General features: G+C 61.9%; 17 protein-coding genes and 1 tRNA gene. 16 read left to right on the top strand and 2 right to left on the bottom strand.

Annotated elements, in window-relative coordinates; translation table 11 throughout:
- The 12 genes from CIT25_RS30470 to rpoC all read left to right on the top strand — a co-directional run.
- Positions 1–80: EF-Tu C-terminal domain-related protein (locus tag CIT25_RS30470; RefSeq protein ID WP_023796029.1), on the top strand; the 80-nt coding region annotated here is incomplete at its 5' end.
- A 165-nt stretch (positions 81–245) separates the two neighbouring features.
- Complete coding sequence (locus CIT25_RS30465; protein ID WP_095488827.1) at positions 246–1,913, top strand: COG3904 family protein; 1,668 nt, start codon at positions 246–248, stop codon at positions 1,911–1,913.
- A 110-nt stretch (positions 1,914–2,023) separates the two neighbouring features.
- Entirely contained in the window at positions 2,024–2,506 is a 483-nt protein-coding gene (locus CIT25_RS30460; protein ID WP_095488826.1) for a group II truncated hemoglobin, read from the top strand.
- Positions 2,507–2,637: 131 nt separating this feature from the next.
- Positions 2,638–2,713, top strand: a tRNA-Trp gene (locus CIT25_RS30455).
- A 370-nt stretch (positions 2,714–3,083) separates the two neighbouring features.
- Complete coding sequence (secE, locus tag CIT25_RS30450) at positions 3,084–3,287, top strand: preprotein translocase subunit SecE (RefSeq protein ID WP_029352158.1); 204 nt, start codon at positions 3,084–3,086, stop codon at positions 3,285–3,287.
- A gap of 27 nt (positions 3,288–3,314) precedes the next feature.
- The gene (gene nusG, locus CIT25_RS30445; protein ID WP_006333333.1) at positions 3,315–3,842 is read left to right on the top strand and encodes a transcription termination/antitermination protein NusG; all 528 of its coding nucleotides are present in this window, start codon (positions 3,315–3,317) and stop codon (positions 3,840–3,842) included.
- Between the two features lie 172 nt (positions 3,843–4,014).
- Complete coding sequence (rplK, locus tag CIT25_RS30440) at positions 4,015–4,443, top strand: 50S ribosomal protein L11 (protein ID WP_023798121.1); 429 nt, start codon at positions 4,015–4,017, stop codon at positions 4,441–4,443.
- 4 nt (positions 4,444–4,447) lie between these two features.
- Complete coding sequence (gene rplA / locus CIT25_RS30435; RefSeq protein WP_095488825.1) at positions 4,448–5,146, top strand: 50S ribosomal protein L1; 699 nt, start codon at positions 4,448–4,450, stop codon at positions 5,144–5,146.
- Positions 5,147–5,540: 394 nt separating this feature from the next.
- Positions 5,541–6,059, top strand: a complete 519-nt coding sequence (gene rplJ, locus CIT25_RS30430) for a 50S ribosomal protein L10 (protein WP_065011395.1) — start codon at positions 5,541–5,543, stop codon at positions 6,057–6,059.
- A gap of 54 nt (positions 6,060–6,113) precedes the next feature.
- The gene (rplL, locus tag CIT25_RS30425) at positions 6,114–6,491 is read left to right on the top strand and encodes a 50S ribosomal protein L7/L12 (RefSeq protein WP_023680442.1); all 378 of its coding nucleotides are present in this window, start codon (positions 6,114–6,116) and stop codon (positions 6,489–6,491) included.
- A gap of 253 nt (positions 6,492–6,744) precedes the next feature.
- Positions 6,745–10,881 (top strand): DNA-directed RNA polymerase subunit beta, encoded by a 4,137-nt coding sequence (rpoB, locus tag CIT25_RS30420; RefSeq protein ID WP_095488824.1) that lies wholly within the window; start codon positions 6,745–6,747, stop codon positions 10,879–10,881.
- A 184-nt stretch (positions 10,882–11,065) separates the two neighbouring features.
- Positions 11,066–15,262 (top strand): DNA-directed RNA polymerase subunit beta', encoded by a 4,197-nt coding sequence (gene rpoC, locus CIT25_RS30415; protein WP_095488829.1) that lies wholly within the window; start codon positions 11,066–11,068, stop codon positions 15,260–15,262.
- Between the two features lie 367 nt (positions 15,263–15,629).
- Here the strand turns inward: rpoC and CIT25_RS30410 are convergent, their stop codons facing one another.
- Together CIT25_RS30410 and CIT25_RS30405 are read right to left on the bottom strand one after the other, a co-directional pair.
- Positions 15,630–16,565 carry a Gfo/Idh/MocA family protein gene (locus CIT25_RS30410; protein ID WP_095488823.1) on the bottom strand — a complete coding sequence of 312 codons (936 nt, stop codon included), beginning with the start codon at positions 16,563–16,565 and terminating at the stop codon, positions 15,630–15,632.
- Positions 16,566–16,734: 169 nt separating this feature from the next.
- Positions 16,735–17,016, bottom strand: coding sequence for a transcriptional regulator (locus tag CIT25_RS30405; RefSeq protein ID WP_095488828.1), 282 nt, complete (start codon positions 17,014–17,016; stop codon positions 16,735–16,737).
- A gap of 463 nt (positions 17,017–17,479) precedes the next feature.
- On the opposite strand from CIT25_RS30405, the gene rpsL reads away from it, so the two are divergent.
- The 4 genes from rpsL to CIT25_RS30385 form a co-directional block, all read left to right on the top strand.
- Complete coding sequence (gene rpsL, locus CIT25_RS30400) at positions 17,480–17,851, top strand: 30S ribosomal protein S12 (protein WP_006333356.1); 372 nt, start codon at positions 17,480–17,482, stop codon at positions 17,849–17,851.
- Between the two features lie 85 nt (positions 17,852–17,936).
- Entirely contained in the window at positions 17,937–18,407 is a 471-nt protein-coding gene (gene rpsG / locus CIT25_RS30395) for a 30S ribosomal protein S7 (RefSeq protein WP_008875664.1), read from the top strand.
- A gap of 30 nt (positions 18,408–18,437) precedes the next feature.
- Positions 18,438–20,528 (top strand): elongation factor G, encoded by a 2,091-nt coding sequence (fusA, locus tag CIT25_RS30390; RefSeq protein ID WP_095488822.1) that lies wholly within the window; start codon positions 18,438–18,440, stop codon positions 20,526–20,528.
- A 66-nt stretch (positions 20,529–20,594) separates the two neighbouring features.
- The coding region (locus tag CIT25_RS30385) for an elongation factor Tu (protein ID WP_095488821.1) at positions 20,595–21,395 on the top strand (801 nt) is incomplete at its 3' end.

Below are 21,395 nucleotides of genomic sequence, written 5' to 3'. Positions count from 1 at the left end.
TGGAAGAGAAGCTGCGCTTCGCCATCCGTGAAGGCGGCCGCACCGTCGGTGCCGGCATCGTCGTCACCATCAAAGAGTAATCGACACCGGCACTGCCGGTCAGATCGAATGCGAAAGGGCAGTCCTCGGGCTGCCCTTTTTGCTTTCTGGGGCACCGCCGACATGCGCCTGCGCAGTCGTCCCAAACACTATTGCAAGCGTCCAAACCTCAACTAGTATAGGTTGCATCGCGGGGGCTTGCCCAAATGGTTCCATGGCACCGTTTGAATGGCCAGACATGGTGGACGCTGGGGGTGATCTGCTTGGCGTCGTTCCTTGTCATGGGACACGCTGCCTTCGCGGCGAATACAAAAAAATCCGTGCCGGATCTTGGTCCGGCGATGCGGTTTGTCGTCGTCCGCAGCAGCGCGCCTGGTTGCGAGCCGACCTGCCCGGAATGGATATCGGCTGAAGGCTCGATAGAAGCCGGCACACCGGCCCTGTTCAAACGCACGCTCAAAGCACTCGGCCGCCGAAAACTGCCTGTTGTCGTGGACTCTCCCGGCGGCAACGTCGAAGCGGCGCTGGCGCTTGGCCGGGTTCTCCGCAAGAACAAACTCGATATCGCGGTCGGCAAAACCCGGTTCACCGGTTGCCAGCCCGAAGCCAAGGACTGCAACGAGAACGATGCCAAGGGCGCTCGCTATTTCGGCAATGCCTATGCCAGCGGCGCCATCTGCAATTCCGCTTGCCCGCTGATGTTTGCCGGCGGCATCAGGCGCGTGGTCGGGCAATGGGCCTATCTCGGCGTCCATCAGATCACCACGACCTACATCCGGACGAAATTGCAGTACCGGACCACCTATCGCGTGGTGAGGGGCAAGAAGAAGGTCCTCAGCAAGAAGATCGTCGGCCGCAAGAATGCCGGCAGCTACAAGACCTACGAGATGAGCAAGTCGGTGGAGAAAAGACTGGCGGCCTATCTGAAGGAAATGGGCGTCGGCCAAGGCGTGCTCGAGACGATGAAGAACACGCCGGCCAGCACCATCCAGCAACTGGCTCCCTACGACATGCTGCAGACGAAGCTCGTTACCAGCCTGGATGCCGTCGACCTGCTGACCGCGGCAACCCTGTGCAACACCGATCCGGTGGCCCCGAACTGCAGGGAAGTACCGGCGCCGGCCGGCGATGTGGTGGCATACGCCAAGCCCGCTCCCGACGCGTCGGTCGAACGCGAAACCGTGCAGCGGGCCGATGTTGGCGATATGCGCTTCGTTCTGGTTCGAGGCAGAAGTTTTCTCTGCGATCCCAATTGTCCCGAATGGATCTCCGCGGAAGGCACGATTAGCGCTCAGACGCCGGAACGGCTGCGCCAACTGCTGGACAAGATCGGTGGTCGGCGATTGCCCGTGGTGATCAACTCGCCGGGAGGTGACGTGCTTGGCGCTCTGGCCGCCGGAAGGCTGATCCGAGAACGCAAGCTCGACGTGGCGGTTGCGCGGACGGACTTCATTGGATGCGAGCCGGACAAGGCGGATTGCACCGCCGAAGATGGCGTCTATGTCGGGCTCACGATCGATGCCAGCGGGGCGTGTGGGGCGGCCTGTCCGATCATGCTTGCCGGTGGTGTCAGGCGCCTTGTCGGCCCTCGTGCGCAATTGACCGTGGATTCCACGGGGTCGGAGCAGCAGGTCAAAACCTATCTCAAGGACATGGCGGTCGGACCCGGTCTGCTGGTGGCGATCCGGTCGGTGCCGGCTTCGCGTGATCGGCAGCTCGAACCCGACATGATGTTGAAAGTCGGGCTGACGACCGGGCTTGAATCGGTTGACGAATTTACCGGTCCGACCATCTGCAAATCGGCGCCAATGCCGGAGAATTGTCGCGTGGTTCCGACGTCCGAGGTTCAGGCTGACGCGCCCGTCAAGTTGTAAGGCGCAGGCATGCAGCCGGCCCAAGCTGGCCATCGAGGCAGGTTGAGCAACGTTCGATAGTTCCGCTATCGTCCGAAGCAAGTGACGCTCTGGCCGGTCGAGGATCGAGAATGAGCCAAAATATCCCGACATTGTTCGAATGGGCCGGCGGCACCGAAGCGCTGAATCGCCTGACCCAAACCTTCTATGACAAGGTGTCTAGGGATTCCATCGTCGGCCCGGTGTTCAAAAACATGTCGCCGGACCATCCTGCGCACGTCGCGGCCTTCATCGGCGAGGTCTTTGGTGGACCGAAGACCTACAGCGAGGAGCATGGCGGCCACCGCGAGATGGTGATTCACCATCTCGGCAAGCACCTGAGCGAAGAACAGCGCCGCCGCTGGATCAATCTTCTCGCTGACGCTGCCGACGAGATCGGGCTGCCCGACGATCCGGAATTCCGCTCGGCTTTCATGGCCTATGTCGAATGGGGATCGCGGCTGGCGAAGATGAACTCGAACCTTGGCGAGACTTGCGACCCTGAGACGGAACCGATGCCGGCCTGGGGCTGGGGCGTGCCTGGCGGACCGTACAGGCCGCCGTCGGGCGGATGATCCCGATTTGGCACGAAGATTTCCGACCTGATGCTGAAAGCAGGCAGGAATGGGACGATCAGATCAGACCGCTCTTTACAGCGCGCGCGGAAGCTTTTAGGAAGCGCCTGCTGCGCCGACATGCGCACGATACGGGCATAGCTCAGTTGGTAGAGCGGCGGTCTCCAAAACCGCAGGTCGTAGGTTCGAGCCCTGCTGCCCGTGCCATTTTTGAAATGGCCATTTCATGAAAATTGTCTGGTCTTCCACGCATCGGCCCTTTGAAAATCGCGCGGTGACTTGCCATATAGCCCGTCTTGGGGCATAAGAGGCCATAGCCGGGACGGGACGACTGGATGGTTCCGAGGCGGCGTTTGGTCATAAAGCGGACACTTGCCACTTGCGTGGATCAAGAATCGGTTTTATGTAGACGAAACAGACACGCGACGCGTGGAGCTGGGAAGCCGGCTTTACGCGTCCGATTTGCATGGGCGAAATGATTGCGCTGATTCGGCGTGAACACAGGCTCAGGCGGCACATCCCGGCCAGCGGGATCATCCAGGAGATCCGGTCAACGGGTCTCGAAGACAGGCGGCACATGGCTTCGAAAACCACAAATCCTTTCGTCTTTCTCCAGCAGGTTCGCTCGGAGACCGCCAAGGTGACTTGGCCGTCGCGGCGCGAAACGATGATTTCGACGGTGATGGTCCTGGCGTTCGCTGTGATCGCGATGATCTTTTTCTTTACCGCCGATCAGCTCATGGGCCTCGCGGTCGAGCAGATTCTGGGCATTGGACGCTAAGTCCGGCGATTACGGAGAAGTCTTGAGATGACTGCGCGGTGGTACATCGTCCACGCTTATTCGAACTTTGAAAAAAAGGTCGCCGAGGACATCGAGAACAAGGCCAAGCAGAAAGGCCTGTCCGCTGACATCGAGCAGATCGTCGTGCCGACCGAGAAGGTCGTCGAGATCCGCCGCGGCCGCAAGGTCGATGCCGAGCGCAAGTTCTTCCCGGGCTATGTGCTCCTGAAGGCCAACCTGACCGACGCGGTGTTCTCGCTCGTGAAGAACACGCCGAAGGTCACCGGCTTCCTGGGTGACTCGAAGCCGGTGCCGATCACCGAGGCCGAGGCCCAGCGCATCCTGAACCAGGTGCAGGAAGGCGTCGAGCGGCCGAAGCCGTCGGTCACTTTCGAGATCGGCGAGGCGATCCGCGTCTCGGACGGTCCGTTCGCATCGTTCAACGGTTTCGTCCAGGAAGTGGACGAGGAGCGGGCGCGGCTCAAGGTGGAAGTTTCGATCTTCGGGCGCGCCGTGCCGGTCGATCTCGAATTCGGACAGGTCGAAAAGGGCTGATCCGAAATCCTTGTCGCCCATTCGGCGGTGAGGGGAGGCGGCGTGGAACTCGCGGCCAACACAGGTGGGAGGCGAGTGCGGCTTTAGCCGGCCACAGGAACCGCACCACCAGACTGCAACCGCCGGTGTTGCCCACATGGTGGGGCCGGCATGAGATGAAGGCAGGAAAGAGATGGCTAAGAAAATTGCAGGCCAGCTCAAGCTCCAGGTTTCCGCGGGTTCGGCTACGCCGTCGCCCCCGATCGGACCGGCGCTTGGTCAGCGCGGCATCAACATCATGGAGTTCTGCAAGGCGTTCAACGCGCAGACCCAAGAAATGGAAAAGGGATCGCCGGTTCCGGTCGTGATCACCTATTACCAGGACAAGTCGTTCACCTTCGTCATGAAGACGCCGCCGGTGAGCTACTTCCTGAAGAAGGCCGCAAACCTGAAGTCGGGCTCGAAGGAGCCGGGCAAGGTCAAGGCCGGCACGATCGGCCGCGACAAGGTGCGCGCCATCGCCGAGCAGAAGATGAAGGATCTGAACGCAACCGATATCGAGGGGGCCATGCGCATGGTCGAGGGCTCCGCCCGCTCGATGGGTCTGGAAGTGGTGGGCTGAGATCATGGCAAAGATTGCAAAGCGTGTATCGAAGACCCGCGAAGGCATCGATCCCAACAAGGCCTATGCCTTGGGTGATGCGCTGAAGCTGCTCAAGGACCGGTCCTCGGTGAAGTTCGACGAGACCGTTGAAGTCGCGATGAACCTGGGTGTTGACCCGCGCCATGCCGACCAGATGGTCCGTGGCGTGGTCAATTTGCCGAACGGCACCGGCCGTACCGTCCGCGTCGCCGTTTTCGCGCGTGGTGACAAGGCCGAGGAAGCCAAGGCGGCCGGCGCCGATATCGTTGGCGCCGAGGATCTGGTCGACATCGTCCAGAAGGGCACGATCGACTTCGATCGCTGCATCGCCACGCCGGACATGATGCCGCTGGTCGGCCGCCTGGGCAAGGTGCTCGGCCCGCGCGGCATGATGCCGAACCCGAAGGTCGGCACCGTCACCACTGACGTCACCGCCGCCGTCAAGGCGTCGAAGGGCGGCGCCGTCGAGTTCCGCGTCGAGAAGGCCGGCATCGTGCATGGCGGCGTCGGCAAGATCTCGTTCGACGTCAAGGCGCTGGAAGAGAACGTCCGCGCGTTCGCCGACGCAGTGAACAAGGCGAAGCCGGCTGGCGCCAAGGGCAACTACGTCAAGAAGGTGTCGGTCACCTCGACGATGGGCCCGGGCCTCAAGCTCGACGTCTCGACGCTGGCAGCGTCCTGATACGACCTATTTGGATCGGCCGCTAAAGGGCCGATCCGCAAACAGAATTCCGGGCCTCCGATTATCTTGGCGGTCCGGTACCGGAAGTCGAAAGGCTTCCGACATCCTGTCCGAGATTGCGGGCGGCCCCAAGCCTTAGTTCAAGGGGGGCCTTAATTCATGTGGGCCTGCATGAGACGGGTGAAGACCGGACAACGGAGCGACTGCTCCAATGAAAGGTTCGAACCGTGTTTGCCTTTTGTCTGCGCACCATTCGGCTTGCCGGCTGGTGTGGCGAAAGGGGGCAGGATCCTCGAGCGTCGTTCGGGAGATCCGTTACTGGATGGCCCGGCCGGCAAAAGGCAACCCGACGCCTGTCCTCGTGAAAAGGGCAGGGGTCAACTGGAGATAGGCAGTGGACAGAGCGGAAAAACGCGAACTCGTCACGGGCCTGAATGAAGCGTTTTCGGGCGCAGGTTCAGTCGTCGTGGCCCACTACGCCGGTATCACCGTCGCGCAAATGAACGACCTTCGGTCGAAAATGCGTGTCGCCGGTGGCACCGTCAAAGTCGCGAAGAACCGTCTCGCCAAAATCGCTCTTCAGGGCACGGACTCCGCATCGATCATCGACCTGTTCAAGGGACAGACGCTGATCGCCTATTCGGAGGATCCGATTGCGGCGCCGAAGGTCGCGTCCGATTTCGCCAAGGGAAATGACAAGCTCGTCATTCTCGGTGGCGCAATGGGCACCACCTCGCTCAACGCCGACGGTGTGAAGGCACTCGCCACACTTCCGTCGCTCGATGAGCTGCGCGGCAGGCTGGTTGGCATGATCGCCACGCCGGCAACCCGGATCGCCCAGATCGTCAATGCGCCTGCGGCTTCGGTCGCGCGTGTCATCGGCGCTTACGCCCGGAAGGACGAGGCGGCATGAGGCCGTTCCTCGCTATCACAAACACACGTTCGAACCTTATGAAGGAATATTGCAATGGCTGATCTGGCAAAGATCGTAGACGACCTTTCGAAGCTGACCGTCCTTGAGGCGGCCGAGCTGTCGAAGCTTCTGGAAGAAAAGTGGGGCGTTTCCGCAGCTGCTCCGGTGGCGGTTGCCGCCGCTGGCGGTGCTGCGGCCGCAGCTGCTCCGGTCGAGGAAAAGACGGAATTCGACGTCGTCCTCACCGAGGCGGGTGCTCAGAAGATCAACGTCATCAAGGAAGTTCGCGCCATCACTGGTCTTGGCCTCAAGGAAGCCAAGGACCTGGTCGAGGCGGCTCCGAAGCCGGTCAAGGAAGCTGTTTCCAAGGCCGACGCGGACAAGTTCAAGGCCCAGCTGGAAGCAGCCGGCGCCAAGGTCGAACTGAAGTAAGCGTTTGATATCGGCGGGCGGCTTCGCGCCGTCCGCCACTCCCTTGGCGCGAAGGGAGGCTGCGTAACGCGAAGAGCACGAAAACCTCTTTCCTGAGGGCCGTAAACCGGCCTTCAGGAAACGGGTTTTCTCCCGTTTTGGCCGGCCACCGACAGGTGGCGGGTGAACAAATTAAAGGCCGCCGCCGAGGTGGCCGAGAATGCAAGGCGAGCCGCGGCGAGGCTCGCCCCGAGAATCGAGCTAAGGAGCGACGATGGCCCAGACACAAACTTTCAATGGCCGCAGACGCGTACGCAAATTCTTCGGAAAGATCCCGGAAGTTGCGGAGATGCCGAACCTGATCGAGGTTCAGAAGGCATCCTATGATCAGTTCCTGATGGTGGAGGAGCCCAAGGGCGGGCGTCCTGACGAGGGACTGCAGGCGGTTTTCAGGTCGGTCTTCCCGATCTCCGACTTTTCCGGCTCCTCGATGCTGGAATTCGTGAAGTACGAGTTCGAAGGACCGAAATTCGACGTTGACGAATGCCGTCAGCGCGACCTTACCTATGCCGCGCCACTCAAGGTGACGCTGCGCCTCATCGTGTTCGATATCGACGAGGATACCGGCGCCAAGTCGATCAAGGACATCAAGGAGCAGGACGTCTACATGGGCGACATGCCGCTCATGACCTTGAACGGCACCTTCATCGTCAACGGCACCGAGCGCGTCATCGTCTCGCAGATGCACCGTTCGCCGGGCGTCTTCTTCGACCATGACAAGGGCAAGTCGCACTCGTCCGGCAAGCTGTTGTTTGCCGCGCGCGTCATCCCCTATCGCGGCTCGTGGCTCGACATCGAGTTCGACTCGAAGGACGTCGTGCACGCCCGCATCGACCGCCGCCGCAAGATACCGGTGACATCGCTGTTGATGGCGCTCGGCATGGACGGCGAGGAGATCCTGTCGACCTTCTACAACAAGATTACCTACAAGCGTGCCGGCGACCACTGGCGCATCCCGTTCAACGTCGAGCGCTTCCGCGGCCTCAAGGCCGTTGGTGACCTGGTCGATGCAGACACCAACGAGGTCGTCGTCGAGGCCGGCAAGAAGATCACTGCCCGCCAGGCCAGGGCGCTCGGCGAAAAGGGTCTCAAGGCGATCAAGGCAACCGACGAGGATCTGCTCGGCAACTACCTTGCCGAGGACATCGTCAACTATGCGACCGGCGAGATTTTCCTCGAAGCCGGCGACGAGATCGATGAAAAGACGCTGAAAGTGCTTCTCAGCGCCGGCGATGATGAGATCAAGGTTCTCGACATCGACCACGTCAATGTCGGCGCCTATATCCGCAACACGCTCAACGTCGACAAGAATGAGAGCCGCCAGGACGCGCTGTTCGACATCTACCGTGTCATGCGCCCCGGCGAGCCGCCGACGCTCGAGACCGCCGAAGCCATGTTCAACTCGCTGTTCTTTGACAGCGAGCGCTATGATTTGTCGGCCGTCGGCCGCGTCAAGATGAACATGCGCCTCGAGCTCAAGGCCGAGGATACCGTGCGCGTGCTGCGCAAGGACGACATCCTGGCCGTGGTCAGGACGCTGGTCGAACTGCGCGACGGCAAGGGCGAGATCGACGACATCGACAATCTCGGCAATCGCCGCGTGCGCTCGGTCGGCGAGCTGATGGAGAACCAGTACCGCGTCGGGCTGCTGCGCATGGAGCGCGCGATCAAGGAACGCATGTCCTCGATCGAGATCGACACGGTGATGCCTCAGGACCTGATCAACGCCAAGCCGGCGGCTGCCGCCGTGCGCGAGTTCTTCGGCTCCTCGCAGCTGTCGCAGTTCATGGACCAGACCAACCCGCTGTCGGAGATCACCCACAAGCGCCGTCTCTCGGCGCTTGGACCGGGTGGTCTGACCCGCGAGCGCGCCGGCTTCGAGGTGCGCGACGTGCACCCGACGCATTACGGACGCATCTGCCCGATCGAGACGCCGGAAGGCCCGAATATCGGTCTGATCAACTCGCTGGCTACCTTTGCGCGCGTCAACAAGTACGGCTTCATCGAGAGCCCTTACCGCAAGATCGTCAACGGCAAGCTGACCAATGAGGTCGTCTACCTGTCGGCAATGGAAGAGGCCAAGCACCACGTTGCGCAGGCCAACGCCGAGCTCGACAAGAATGGTGGTTTCGTCGACGAATTCGTCATTTGCCGCAACGCCGGCGAAGTGATGATGGCGCCGCGCGAAAACGTCGATCTGATGGACGTGTCGCCGAAGCAGATGGTGTCGGTGGCCGCGGCCCTGATCCCGTTCCTCGAGAACGACGACGCCAACCGCGCACTGATGGGCTCGAACATGCAGCGTCAGGCCGTGCCGCTGGTGCGCGCCGAAGCGCCGTTTGTCGGCACCGGCATGGAGCCGATCGTCGCCCGTGACTCGGGCGCCGCCATCGGCGCCCGCCGCGGCGGCATCGTCGACCAGGTGGACGCGACGCGTATCGTCATCCGCGCTACGGAAGATCTCGATCCCGGCAAGTCGGGCGTCGACATCTACCGGCTGATGAAGTTCCAACGTTCGAACCAGAACACCTGCATCAACCAGCGCCCGCTGGTGCGTATGGGTGACCGGGTCAACAAGGGCGACATCATCGCCGACGGTCCGTCGACCGAGCTCGGCGATCTGGCGCTCGGCCGCAACGTGCTGGTCGCGTTCATGCCGTGGAATGGCTACAACTATGAGGACTCGATCCTCTTGTCCGAGCGCATCGTCGCCGACGACGTCTTCACCTCGATCCACATCGAGGAGTTCGAGGTCATGGCGCGCGACACCAAGCTCGGGCCGGAGGAAATCACGCGCGACATTCCCAACGTCTCGGAAGAAGCGCTGAAGAACCTCGATGAGGCCGGCATCGTCTATATCGGTGCGGAAGTGCAGCCGGGCGACATCCTGGTCGGCAAGATCACGCCGAAGGGCGAAAGCCCGATGACGCCGGAAGAAAAGCTTCTGCGCGCCATCTTCGGTGAAAAGGCATCGGACGTGCGTGACACTTCCATGCGCATGCCGCCCGGAACCTTCGGCACCGTCGTCGAAGTGCGTGTCTTCAACCGCCACGGTGTGGAGAAGGACGAGCGCGCCATGGCGATCGAACGCGAGGAGATCGAACGCCTCGCCAAGGACCGCGACGACGAGCAGGCGATCCTCGACCGCAACGTCTATTCGCGCCTTTCCGACGTTCTCGTTGGCAAGGAAGCGATAGCCGGGCCGAAGGGCTTCAAGAAGGGCTCGAAACTGTCGAAGGACACGCTCGACGAGTATCCGCGTTCGCAGTGGTGGCAGTTTGCGGTGGAGAACGAAAAGCTCCAGAGCGAACTGGAAGCCCTGCGTGGCCAGTACGACGATTCCAAGAAGGCGCTCGAGCAGCGCTTCATGGACAAGGTCGAGAAGGTACAGCGCGGCGACGAGATGCCTCCCGGCGTCATGAAGATGGTCAAGGTCTTCGTGGCCGTGAAGCGCAAGATGCAGCCCGGCGACAAGATGGCCGGCCGACACGGCAACAAGGGTGTCGTGTCGCGGATCGTTCCGGTCGAGGACATGCCGTTCCTCGAGGACGGCACGCATGCCGATATCGTGCTCAACCCGCTAGGTGTGCCGAGCCGCATGAATGTCGGCCAGATCCTGGAGACGCATCTGGGCTGGGCTTGCGCCGGAATGGGCAGGAAGATCGGCGATCTGATCGACGCCTATAAGACAGCCGGCGACATCAAGCCGCTGCGCAAGACGCTCGAGAGCTTCATGCCGGCCAACGACCGCAATGAGCCGATCCGCGAATACGACGACGAGAGCATCGTTCGCCTCAGCGAGCAGATGCGTCGCGGCGTCTCCATCGCGACACCGGTGTTCGACGGTGCGCACGAGGCCGACATCAACATCATGCTGGAGCAGGCGGGCCTGCACACCAGCGGTCAGTCGCAGCTCTATGACGGACGCACCGGCGAGCCGTTCGATCGCAAGGTGACGATGGGCTACATATATATGCTCAAGCTTCACCATCTTGTGGACGACAAGATCCACGCGCGTTCGATCGGGCCGTACTCGCTCGTTACCCAGCAGCCGCTGGGCGGCAAGGCGCAGTTCGGTGGCCAGCGCTTCGGCGAGATGGAGGTCTGGGCGCTCGAAGCGTACGGCGCCGCCTACACGCTGCAGGAGATGCTGACGGTGAAGTCGGATGACGTCGCCGGCCGCACCAAGGTCTACGAGGCGATCGTCAGAGGCGACGACACGTTCGAGGCCGGCATTCCCGAGAGCTTCAACGTTCTCGTCAAGGAAATGCGGTCTCTGGGCCTCAATGTCGAGCTGGAGAACACCAAGCTGGACGACAACCCGGTTCGGCTGCCCGACGCGGCCGAGTGAGCAAGACGTCCGGTCGCGGCTCCCGCGACCGGACGCCGAGCATGATCCCGAAAAGTGGTTACCGGTTTTCGGCCAAGATCATGCTCAAACAAGAAGTTTCTTCGGCCGGTGGCCGACAAGTCGGCGGGCGTTTGGCCCGCGCTAGATGCAAGGGGTTTTCGAGGACCCCGAAAAGGAGAACGGCATGAACCAAGAGGTCATGAATCTCTTCAATCCCCAGGCGCCTGCGCAGGTGTTCGATTCCATCCGGATCTCGCTCGCCAGCCCTGAGAAGATTCTGTCCTGGTCGTTCGGCGAGATCAAGAAGCCGGAGACCATCAACTACCGCACCTTCAAGCCGGAGCGCGACGGCCTGTTCTGCGCGCGCATTTTTGGTCCGATCAAGGACTACGAATGCCTGTGCGGCAAGTACAAGCGCATGAAGTACAAGGGCGTTATCTGCGAGAAGTGCGGCGTCGAAGTCACGCTGTCGCGCGTCCGTCGCGAGCGCATGGGCCATATCGAGCTGGCCGCGCCCGTCGCCCATATCTGGTTCCTGAAGTCGCTGCCGTCGCGTATCGGCACGCTGCTCGACATGACGCTGAAGGATATTGAGCGCGTTCTCTACTTCGAGAACTACATCGTCACCGAGCCCGGCCTCACCGCGTTGAAGGAGCACCAGCTCCTCAGCGAGGAAGAGTACATGATGGCCGTCGACGAATATGGCGAGGATAGCTTCACCGCCATGATCGGCGCCGAGGCCATCCACGACCTTCTGGCCGGCATGGACCTGGAGAAGATCGCCGGCGACCTGCGTTCGGAGCTGGCTTCGACCACGTCCGAGCTGAAGCAGAAGAAGTATCTGAAGCGGCTCAAGGTCGTCGAGAACTTCATGGAGTCCGGCAACCGTCCGGAATGGATGATCATGAAGGTGGTTCCGGTGATCCCGCCGGACCTGCGCCCGCTGGTCCCGCTGGACGGCGGCCGTTTCGCCACGTCCGATCTCAACGATCTCTATCGCCGCGTCATCAACCGCAACAACCGCCTGAAGCGGCTGATCGAGCTGCGCGCCCCCGGCATCATCGTGCGCAATGAAAAGCGCATGCTGCAGGAAGCCGTCGACGCGCTGTTCGACAACGGCCGTCGCGGCCGCGTTATCACCGGCGCCAACAAGCGCCCGCTGAAGTCGCTGTCCGACATGCTCAAGGGCAAGCAGGGCCGGTTCCGCCAGAACCTGCTCGGCAAGCGCGTCGACTATTCCGGCCGCTCGGTCATCGTGACCGGCCCGGAGCTCAAGCTGCACCAGTGCGGCCTGCCGAAGAAGATGGCGCTCGAACTGTTCAAGCCCTTCATCTATGCCCGTCTCGACGCCAAGGGTTACTCGTCGACTGTCAAGCAGGCGAAGAAGCTGGTCGAGAAGGAGCGTCCGGAGGTCTGGGATATCCTCGACGAGGTCATCCGCGAGCATCCGGTGCTCTTGAACCGTGCGCCGACGCTGCACCGCCTCGGCATCCAGGCATTCGAGCCGATCCTGATCGAAGGCAAGGCGATCCAGCTTCACCCGCTGGTCTGCACGGCCTTCAACGCCGACTTCGACGGCGACCAGATGGCGGTTCACGTGCCGCTGTCGCTGGAAGCACAGCTTGAAGCCCGCGTGCTGATGATGTCGACCAACAACATCCTGCACCCGGCTTCCGGCGCGCCGATCATCGTGCCGTCGCAGGACATGGTTCTAGGTCTCTACTATCTCTCGATCGTCAATCAGAACGAGCCGGGCGAGGGCATGGTGTTTGCCGACATGGGCGAACTCCAGCATGCGCTCGAGACCAAGGCGGTGACGTTGCATTCCAAGATCAAGGGTCGTTTCCGCACGGTCGATGCCGAAGGCAAAGTCGTGTCGAAGATCCATGACACCACGCCTGGCCGCATGATCATCGGCGAACTGCTGCCGAAGAATGTCAACGTGCCTTACGAGACCGCCAACCAGGAGATGACCAAGAAGAACATCTCCAAGATGATCGACACCGTCTACCGCCATTGCGGTCAGAAGGAGACGGTCATTTTCTGCGACCGCATCATGGCCCTCGGCTTCAGCCACGCCTGCCGCGCCGGCATTTCGTTCGGCAAGGACGACATGCTGATCCCGGATGCCAAGATCAAGCTGGTCTCCGATACCGAGGCTTTGGCCAAGGAATACGAGCAGCAGTACAATGACGGCCTGATCACGCAGGGCGAGAAGTACAACAAGGTCGTCGACGCCTGGGCCAAGTGCTCGGAAAAGGTCGCCGACGAGATGATGGCCCGCATCAAGGCGGTCGAGTTCGAGGACAATGGCCGTCAAAAGCCGATGAACTCGATCTACATGATGTCGCACTCCGGTGCGCGCGGCTCGCCCACCCAGATGCGCCAGCTTGCCGGTATGCGCGGCCTGATGGCCAAGCCTAGCGGTGAGATCATCGAGACGCCGATCATCTCGAACTTCAAGGAAGGCCTGACCGTGCTCGAGTACTTCAACTCGACCCACGGCGCCCGCAAGGGTCTGGCCGACACCGCCTTGAAGACGGCGAACTCGGGCTACCTCACCCGTCGTCTGGTCGACGTGGCGCAGGACTGCATCGTCAACTCCGTCGACTGCGGCACCGACAAGGGCCTCACCATGCAGCCGATCGTCGATGCCGGCCAGGTCGTCGCCTCCGTCGGCCAGCGCGTTCTCGGCCGCACGTCGCTCGACGACATCACTCATCCGGTCACGGGTGAGGTTCTGGTCAAGGCCGGAACGCTGATGGACGAACGCGACGTCGAAGAGATCGAAAAGGCCGGCGTCCAGTCGGTCCGCATCCGCTCGGCGCTGACCTGCGACGTCAGGGTCGGTGTCTGCGCGGTCTGCTACGGACGCGATCTGGCCCGCGGCACCCCGGTCAACCAGGGCGAGGCTGTCGGCGTCATCGCCGCGCAGTCGATCGGCGAGCCGGGCACCCAGCTCACCATGCGTACCTTCCACATGGGCGGTACTGCGCAGGTGGTGGATAGCTCGTTCCTTGAAGCCTCCTATGAGGGCAAGGTCGAGATCCGCAACCGCAACGTGGTGCGCAACTCCGACGGCCAGCAGATGGTCATGGGCCGCAACATGGCGGTGCTGATCCTCGACGAAGCCGGCAAGGAGCGTGCCACGCACCGCCTCACCTATGGTTCGCGCATCTTCGTGGACGATGGCGACAAGGTGAAGCGCGGCCAGCGCGTTGCCGAGTGGGATCCCTATACCCGCCCGATCCTCACCGAGATCGAGGGCAAGGTGGCGTTCGAGGATCTGGTCGACGGCATTTCCGTTCAGGAGACGGCCGACGAATCGACCGGCATCACCAAGCGCGAGGTCATCGACTGGCGTTCGACGCCACGCGGCAACGACCTCAAGCCGGCGATCGTCGTCCAGGATGCCAAGGGCAAGGTCGGCAAACTGTCGAAGGGCGGCGACGCCCGCTTCCTGCTCTCGGTCGAGGCCATTCTTTCGGTCGAGCCGGGTGCGCAGGTTCGCCCCGGCGACGTGCTGGCGCGTATCCCGATGGAAAGCGCCAAGACCAAGGACATCACCGGCGGTCTGCCGCGTGTTGCCGAACTGTTCGAGGCACGCCGTCCGAAGGATCACGCCATCATCGCCGAGATCGACGGCACGATCCGCTTCGGCCGCGACTACAAGAACAAGCGCCGCATCATCATCGAGCCACATGACTCGACGCTTGAGCCGGTCGAATACCTGATCCCGAAGGGCAAGCCGTTCCATCTCCAGGACGGCGACGTCATCGAGAAGGGCGACTACATCCTCGACGGCAATCCGGCGCCGCACGACATCCTGGCGATCAAGGGCGTGGAGGCGCTTGCGTCCTACCTCGTCAACGAGATCCAGGAGGTCTACCGCCTGCAGGGCGTGTCGATCAACGACAAGCACATCGAGGTGATCGTTCGCCAGATGCTGCAGAAGGTCGAGATCACCGTCCAGGGCGACTCGACCTACATTCCGGGCGACCACGTCGACGTGATCGAGCTGGAAGAGGTCAACGAGCGCCTGGTCGAGGACGGCAAGAAGCCGGCCGAAGGCCAGCCGGTGCTCTTGGGCATCACCAAGGCCTCGCTGCAGACGCCGTCCTTCATCTCGGCCGCCTCCTTCCAGGAGACGACCAGGGTGCTGACCGAAGCGGCGGTTGCCGGCAAGACCGACATGCTGCAGGGGCTGAAGGAAAACGTCATCGTCGGCCGGCTGATCCCGGCCGGCACCGGCGGCACGATGAGCCAGATCCGGCGCATCGCCACCTCGCGCGACGAGTTGATCATCGACGAGCGCCGCAAGGCGTCAGGCGTCGAGGTCGCCGAACCGATGTTGACCGACATGGTCAACGCCGCGCAGTAAGCGCGGCGGCACAGATCTCAGGCAACAAAGCCGTCGGGACAACCCGGCGGCTTTTTTGTTTGATGCGTTGAAGTTGGAAACTTACCTCGGTGGTGACGGAATGGCAGTAAGCGTCGTCGAATGTGCAACTTATTTCGATCATCCGGCGCCGCCCCTCATTGCCCTGCCGGGCATTTCTCCCCGTAAAACGGGGAGAAGAAGCTGGCTGCAGCCTTCGAGCTCGTTCTGCAACGCCGGAGATTGGCGAAATCTTTGATGACGGCGTCCTTCTCCCCGTTCACGGGGAGAAGATGGCGGCAGCCAGATGAGGGGCAGCGCGACGTTTGCGAGATGGTCAGGACTGGAGCGATCGTCGCTCCTTACAGCTTCAGTCGAAGAACGCCTCGACCACATTGCGCTTGCCGAGCATGAAGGCGTCGGCGACATGCTGCAGCGGGGCGAGATCGACATCGGAGAGGCCGGCGCGCACGATCTCGGCGAAGCGCCTGTAGAGCATCGGATATTCCGCTTCCGGCTCGTCGTGAACGATGCGGCCGTCGACCGCGAGTTTTGACCCGCCGCCCGAAAGCACCATCGCGCCCTTGTCCGTCTCGGCCAGGATGTCCCAGCTTTGCGGACCGGTCTGGCGCCAGTCGAGCTCCATCGTCACCGGCAATCCATCAGAGGTGCGGAAGGCGATATGCGCGGCGATCGGGGCTGCGCGGTTTTCAGGAAAATCGAGAATTGCCGAGGTGATGAACATTGCCGGCAATATGTGGGTCGCGATCGACAGCGCGTTGATGCCGGGATCGAACACACCGAAGCCGCCTGGGGCCCAGATCCAGTCCTGGTTCGGGTGCCAGCGGCGCACGTCTTCCTTCCAGTTGATGGCAGCCGATCTGATCTGGGTCGAGCCGAGGAAATCGCGCGCGGCTTCCACCGCCGGCGCATAGCGCGAATGCCAGCTGGCGAACAGCGAGACGCCGTTCGCGACCGCTAGCGCCTTCAGATCCTCGACCTCGCTGACCGTGGCGCCAGGCGGCTTTTCCAGGAAGACATGTTTTTTCGCTTCGAGTGCCGTCCGTGCGGCATCATAGCGGAACTGCGGCGGCATGCAGAGCGATACGGCATCGAGCTCCGGCACCGCGTCGAGCATCGCCTCGATGGTTGGAAAATTCGGGATGTCTTCCACCTTGCCGTGCCGGCTGGCGGCGGCGGCAAGGCGATAGGCCTGGTCCTTTGCCAAGGCCGGCAGGTGCTGGTCGCGGACGATCTTTCCCACCCCGACGATGCCGAGCTTGATGGGGTTGCTGTTCGAGGACATGGGAGACTCCGCGGATTGGATGCGCTTGGCTGTCAGCAGCGAATGGTTCTTAGCAGAGAACCGATGCCGGGCAAGTCTCGGCAGAGTCGGACATGACGGTCCCAGGCGAGGGCAGGTACAGCGCCATTGCCTCTCGTTCAGACTGGCCCTGCTTCAGACTGGCCCTGCTTCAGGCCGGAACGTCGAAGGTGACGATCGACACTTCGCCTTCGAGCGCGCCCTGATAGGCCGACAGGTGCGGCTCTTCGTCGGGCACGCCGTCCAGGTCGCCGATCTGGTCGAGCTCCGCCTCGGCGTAACCTTCGGCCGAGAGCGATTCGAGCGCCCGGCGCACCGCCGAATCGTCGTCGGGCGCGACCAGCATGAGGTGGACGCCTTCCGGCTTGCCGCCCTTCCTTTTCCATGCCCGGCCGGTGATGATGGTGACCGGGCGCTCATCATTGTCGTTCACGGGCTGATTCCTCCGGGCGAGGGGATTTGCGCTGTTCATGCCGCCTTTTTCGCATGAAGCATGGCCGCGCAACAGCCGAAAGCCGGTCACTTTCTTCCTTCCTCTTGCAAAATGACGAAAGAAAATTACATGCGCCTTTCGCATGGCTGCCAAGCCTTGGTTTCAGTGTAATATTTGGCGCTCCGGGGTTGACGGGCAACAGGCTTGCGAGTAGAAGCCGGCCAGTCAGAACCGATGTGAGGCTCTCCCTTCCGAAGCGACACGCTTTGGAGTTTGCCTCAAACAGGGTTCGTTTTACGAGCGAAAAGACATTTCCGGCGTGCATGAAGCGGCTTCCGCTTCCTCTGCCATTTGTTCGGGCAAGACCGCGAGGCGCGGTTTGTGGCCCGAATTTGCGTATGGAAATGACGCTTTGAGCGGCCCTGACCGGGCGAGACACGGAATTGAGAGACAAGAGGGTTTAATGCCTACCGTCAACCAGCTGATCCGCAAGCCGCGCATTGCGCCGGTGAAGCGCAACAAGGTCCCGGCCATGCAGCAGAACCCGCAGAAGCGGGGCGTCTGCACGCGCGTCTACACAACGACGCCGAAGAAGCCGAACTCGGCGCTGCGCAAGGTCGCCAAGATCCGCCTGACCAATGGTTTTGAAGTGATCGGCTACATCCCCGGCGAAGGCCACAACCTTCAGGAACACTCGGTGGTGATGATCCGCGGCGGCCGCGTCAAGGATCTTCCGGGCGTCCGCTACCATATCATCCGCGGCGTGCTCGACACGCAGGGTGTGAAGAACCGCAAGCAGCGCCGTTCGAAGTACGGCGCCAAGCGTCCGAAGTGACCGAAGCGTAGCCAAGGTCATCCCGGACGGCGCCAGGCGACGATCCGGGATCCAGGCCACCACGCAGAATTGAGGCAGAGAAAAAATGTCCCGTCGTCACAGTGCAGAAAAGCGTGAGATCAACCCGGACCCGAAGTTCGGTGATCTGATCGTCACCAAGTTCATGAATGCCGTCATGTATGACGGCAAGAAGTCGGTTGCCGAAACCATCGTCTACGGTGCGCTCGACCAGGTCCAGTCCAAGACCAAGCAGGAGCCGGTCACCGTCTTCCATCAGGCGCTCGACAATGTCGCGCCGCATGTGGAAGTGCGTTCGCGCCGCGTCGGTGGTGCCACCTACCAGGTTCCGGTCGACGTGCGCCCCGAGCGCCGTCAGGCGCTGGCCATCCGCTGGCTGATCGCTGCGGCCCGCAACCGCAACGAGACCACTATGGTCGACCGCCTCTCCGGCGAGCTGATGGACGCGGCCAACAACCGCGGCACCGCCGTCAAGAAGCGTGAAGACACCCACAAAATGGCAGAAGCCAACCGCGCCTTCGCGCACTACCGCTGGTAAAGCGCGAACGAGACTGAAGAGGCACCTCCCATGGCCCGCGAATATAAGATCGAAGACTACCGCAATTTCGGTATCATGGCGCATATCGACGCCGGCAAGACGACGACCACCGAGCGCGTCCTCTATTACACGGGCAAGTCGCACAAGATCGGCGAAGTCCATGACGGCGCTGCCACCATGGATTGGATGGAGCAGGAGCAGGAGCGCGGCATCACCATAACGTCTGCCGCGACCACGACCTTCTGGAAGGCTCGTGACGGCAAGATGCATCGCTTCAATATCATCGACACCCCCGGCCACGTCGACTTCACCATCGAGGTCGAGCGTTCGCTGCGCGTGCTCGACGGCGCAATCGCGCTGCTCGACGCCAATGCCGGTGTCGAGCCGCAGACGGAGACCGTCTGGCGCCAGGCCGACAAGTACCGCGTGCCGCGCATGATCTTCTGCAACAAGATGGACAAGATCGGCGCCGATTTTTACCGTTCGGTCGAGATGATCGGCTCGCGCCTCGGCGCGCATGCCGTCGTCATGCAGCTGCCGATCGGTGCCGAGACCGAGTTCAAGGGTGTCGTCGACCTCGTCGAGATGAACGCGCTGGTCTGGCGTGACGAAACGCTGGGCGCTGCCTGGGACGTCGTCGAGATCCCGGATGACCTCAAGGCTCGTGCGGAAGAATACCGCGAGAAGATGATCGAGGCTGCCGTCGAAATGGACGAGACGGCGCTTGAGAATTACCTCGAAGGCAAGATGCCGAGCAATGACGAGATCCGCGCGCTGATCCGCAAGGGCACCATCGCGGTGAAGTTCTATCCGATGTTCTGTGGCTCGGCCTTCAAGAACAAAGGCGTGCAGCCGCTGCTCGATGCCGTCGTCGAATATCTGCCGTCGCCGGCCGATGTTCCGGCCATCAAGGGCGTCGACGCCAAGACCGATGCCGAGATCGAGCGTCATGCCGACGACAACGAGCCGTTGTCGATGCTCGCCTTCAAGATCATGAACGACCCGTTCGTCGGTTCGCTCACCTTTGCCCGCATCTATTCGGGCAAGCTCACCAAGGGCATCTCGGTCGACAACACGGTCAAGGGCAAGAAAGAGCGCATCGGCCGCATGCTGCAGATGCATGCGAACTCGCGCGCCGACGTCGAAGAGGCTTTTGCTGGTGATATCGTCGCACTGGCTGGTCTCAAGGACACGACCACCGGCGACACGCTCAGTGATCCGCTGCATCCGGTCATCCTCGAGCGCATGGAATTCCCCGATCCGGTCATCCAGATCGCTATTGAGCCGAAGACCAAGAACGACCAGGAAAAGATGGGCCTCGCCCTTCACCGCCTGGCCGCCGAGGATCCGTCCTTCCGCGTCAAGACCGACGAGGAAAGCGGCCAGACGATCATTTCCGGCATGGGCGAACTTCACCTCGACATCATCGTCGACCGCATGCGTCGCGAGTTCAAGGTCGAGGCCAATGTCGGCGCGCCGCAGGTGGCCTATCGCGAGACGATTACCCGCAGCCAAGAACAGGACTACACGCACAAGAAGCAGACCGGCGGTACCGGTCAGTTCGCCCGCGTCAAGATCCTTTTCGAGCCGAATCCGGAAAGCAGCGAATTCCAGTTCGAAACCAAGATCGTCGGCGGCGCTGTGCCGAAGGAATACATCCCGGGTGTCGAAAAGGGCATCAACAGCGTCATGACCTCGGGTCCGTTCGCGGGCTTCCCGATGATCGGCGTCAAGGCGACGCTGATCGACGGTGCTTACCACGACGTCGACTCCAGCGTTCTGGCCTTCGAAATCGCTGGCCGTGCCTGCTTCCGTGAAGCGGCGCCCAGGCTTGGCGTGCAGTTGCTCGAGCCGATCATGAAGGTCGAAGTGGTGACTCCGGAAGATTATGTCGGCAGCGTCATCGGCGATTTGAACGGCCGTCGCGGCCAGATCCAGGGCCAGGAAGCCCGTGGCGTGGCGGTGGTTATCAACGCGATGGTGCCGCTCGCCAACATGTTCAAATACGTCGACAATTTGCGCTCGATGAGCCAGGGCCGCGCGGCCTACACGATGCAGTTCGATCACTACGAGCCGGTGCCGACCGCGGTCGCTCAGGAAGTCCAGAAGAAATACGCGTAACCCGGGCGGGTTGCAGCGCTAACTTAATTCAAAGCCCGCACGGGCGAGCAGGAATGGAGACATCACATGGCAAAAGGTAAATTCGAGCGTACAAAGCCTCATGTGAACATTGGCACGATTGGCCACGTCGATCATGGCAAGACGTCGCTGACGGCGGCGATCACCAAGTATTTTGGCGAATACAAGCGCTACGACCAGATTGATGCGGCGCCTGAGGAGAAGGCGCGCGGCATCACCATCTCGACGGCGCATGTCGAATACGAGACGGCTGCCCGCCACTACGCCCATGTCGACTGCCCCGGCCACGCCGACTATGTGAAGAACATGATCACCGGCGCTGCGCAGATGGACGGCGCGATCCTGGTTGTGTCGGCCGCTGACGGCCCGATGCCGCAGACCCGCGAGCACATTCTGCTGGCCCGTCAGGTCGGCGTGCCGTCGATCGTGGTGTTTTTGAACAAGGTCGACCAGGTCGACGACGCCGAGCTGCTCGAGCTGGTCGAGCTCGAGGTGCGTGAGCTGTTGACCAAGAACGAGTTCCCCGGCGACGACATTCCGATCGTCAAGGGTTCGGCGCTTGCGGCTCTGGAAGATTCCGACAAGAAGATCGGCGAGGACGCGATCCGCGAATTGATGGCTGCGGTCGACGACTACATCCCGACGCCGGTTCGTCCGCTCGACAAGCCGTTCCTGATGCCGATCGAGGACGTGTTCTCGATCTCGGGCCGTGGCACGGTTGTGACCGGTCGCGTCGAGCGCGGCGTGGTCAAGGTCGGCGAGGAGCTCGAGATCATCGGCATCCGTCCGACGACCAAGACGACCTGCACCGGCGTCGAGATGTTCCGCAAGCTGCTCGACCAGGGCCAG

This window comes from Mesorhizobium mediterraneum, from assembly GCF_002284565.1.
In the GTDB taxonomy this organism is placed as follows: Bacteria; Pseudomonadota; Alphaproteobacteria; order Rhizobiales; family Rhizobiaceae; genus Mesorhizobium; species Mesorhizobium mediterraneum.
The sequence above is the reverse complement of the archived record's forward strand: the minus strand, read 5'-3'. Positions and strand labels throughout refer to the sequence as shown.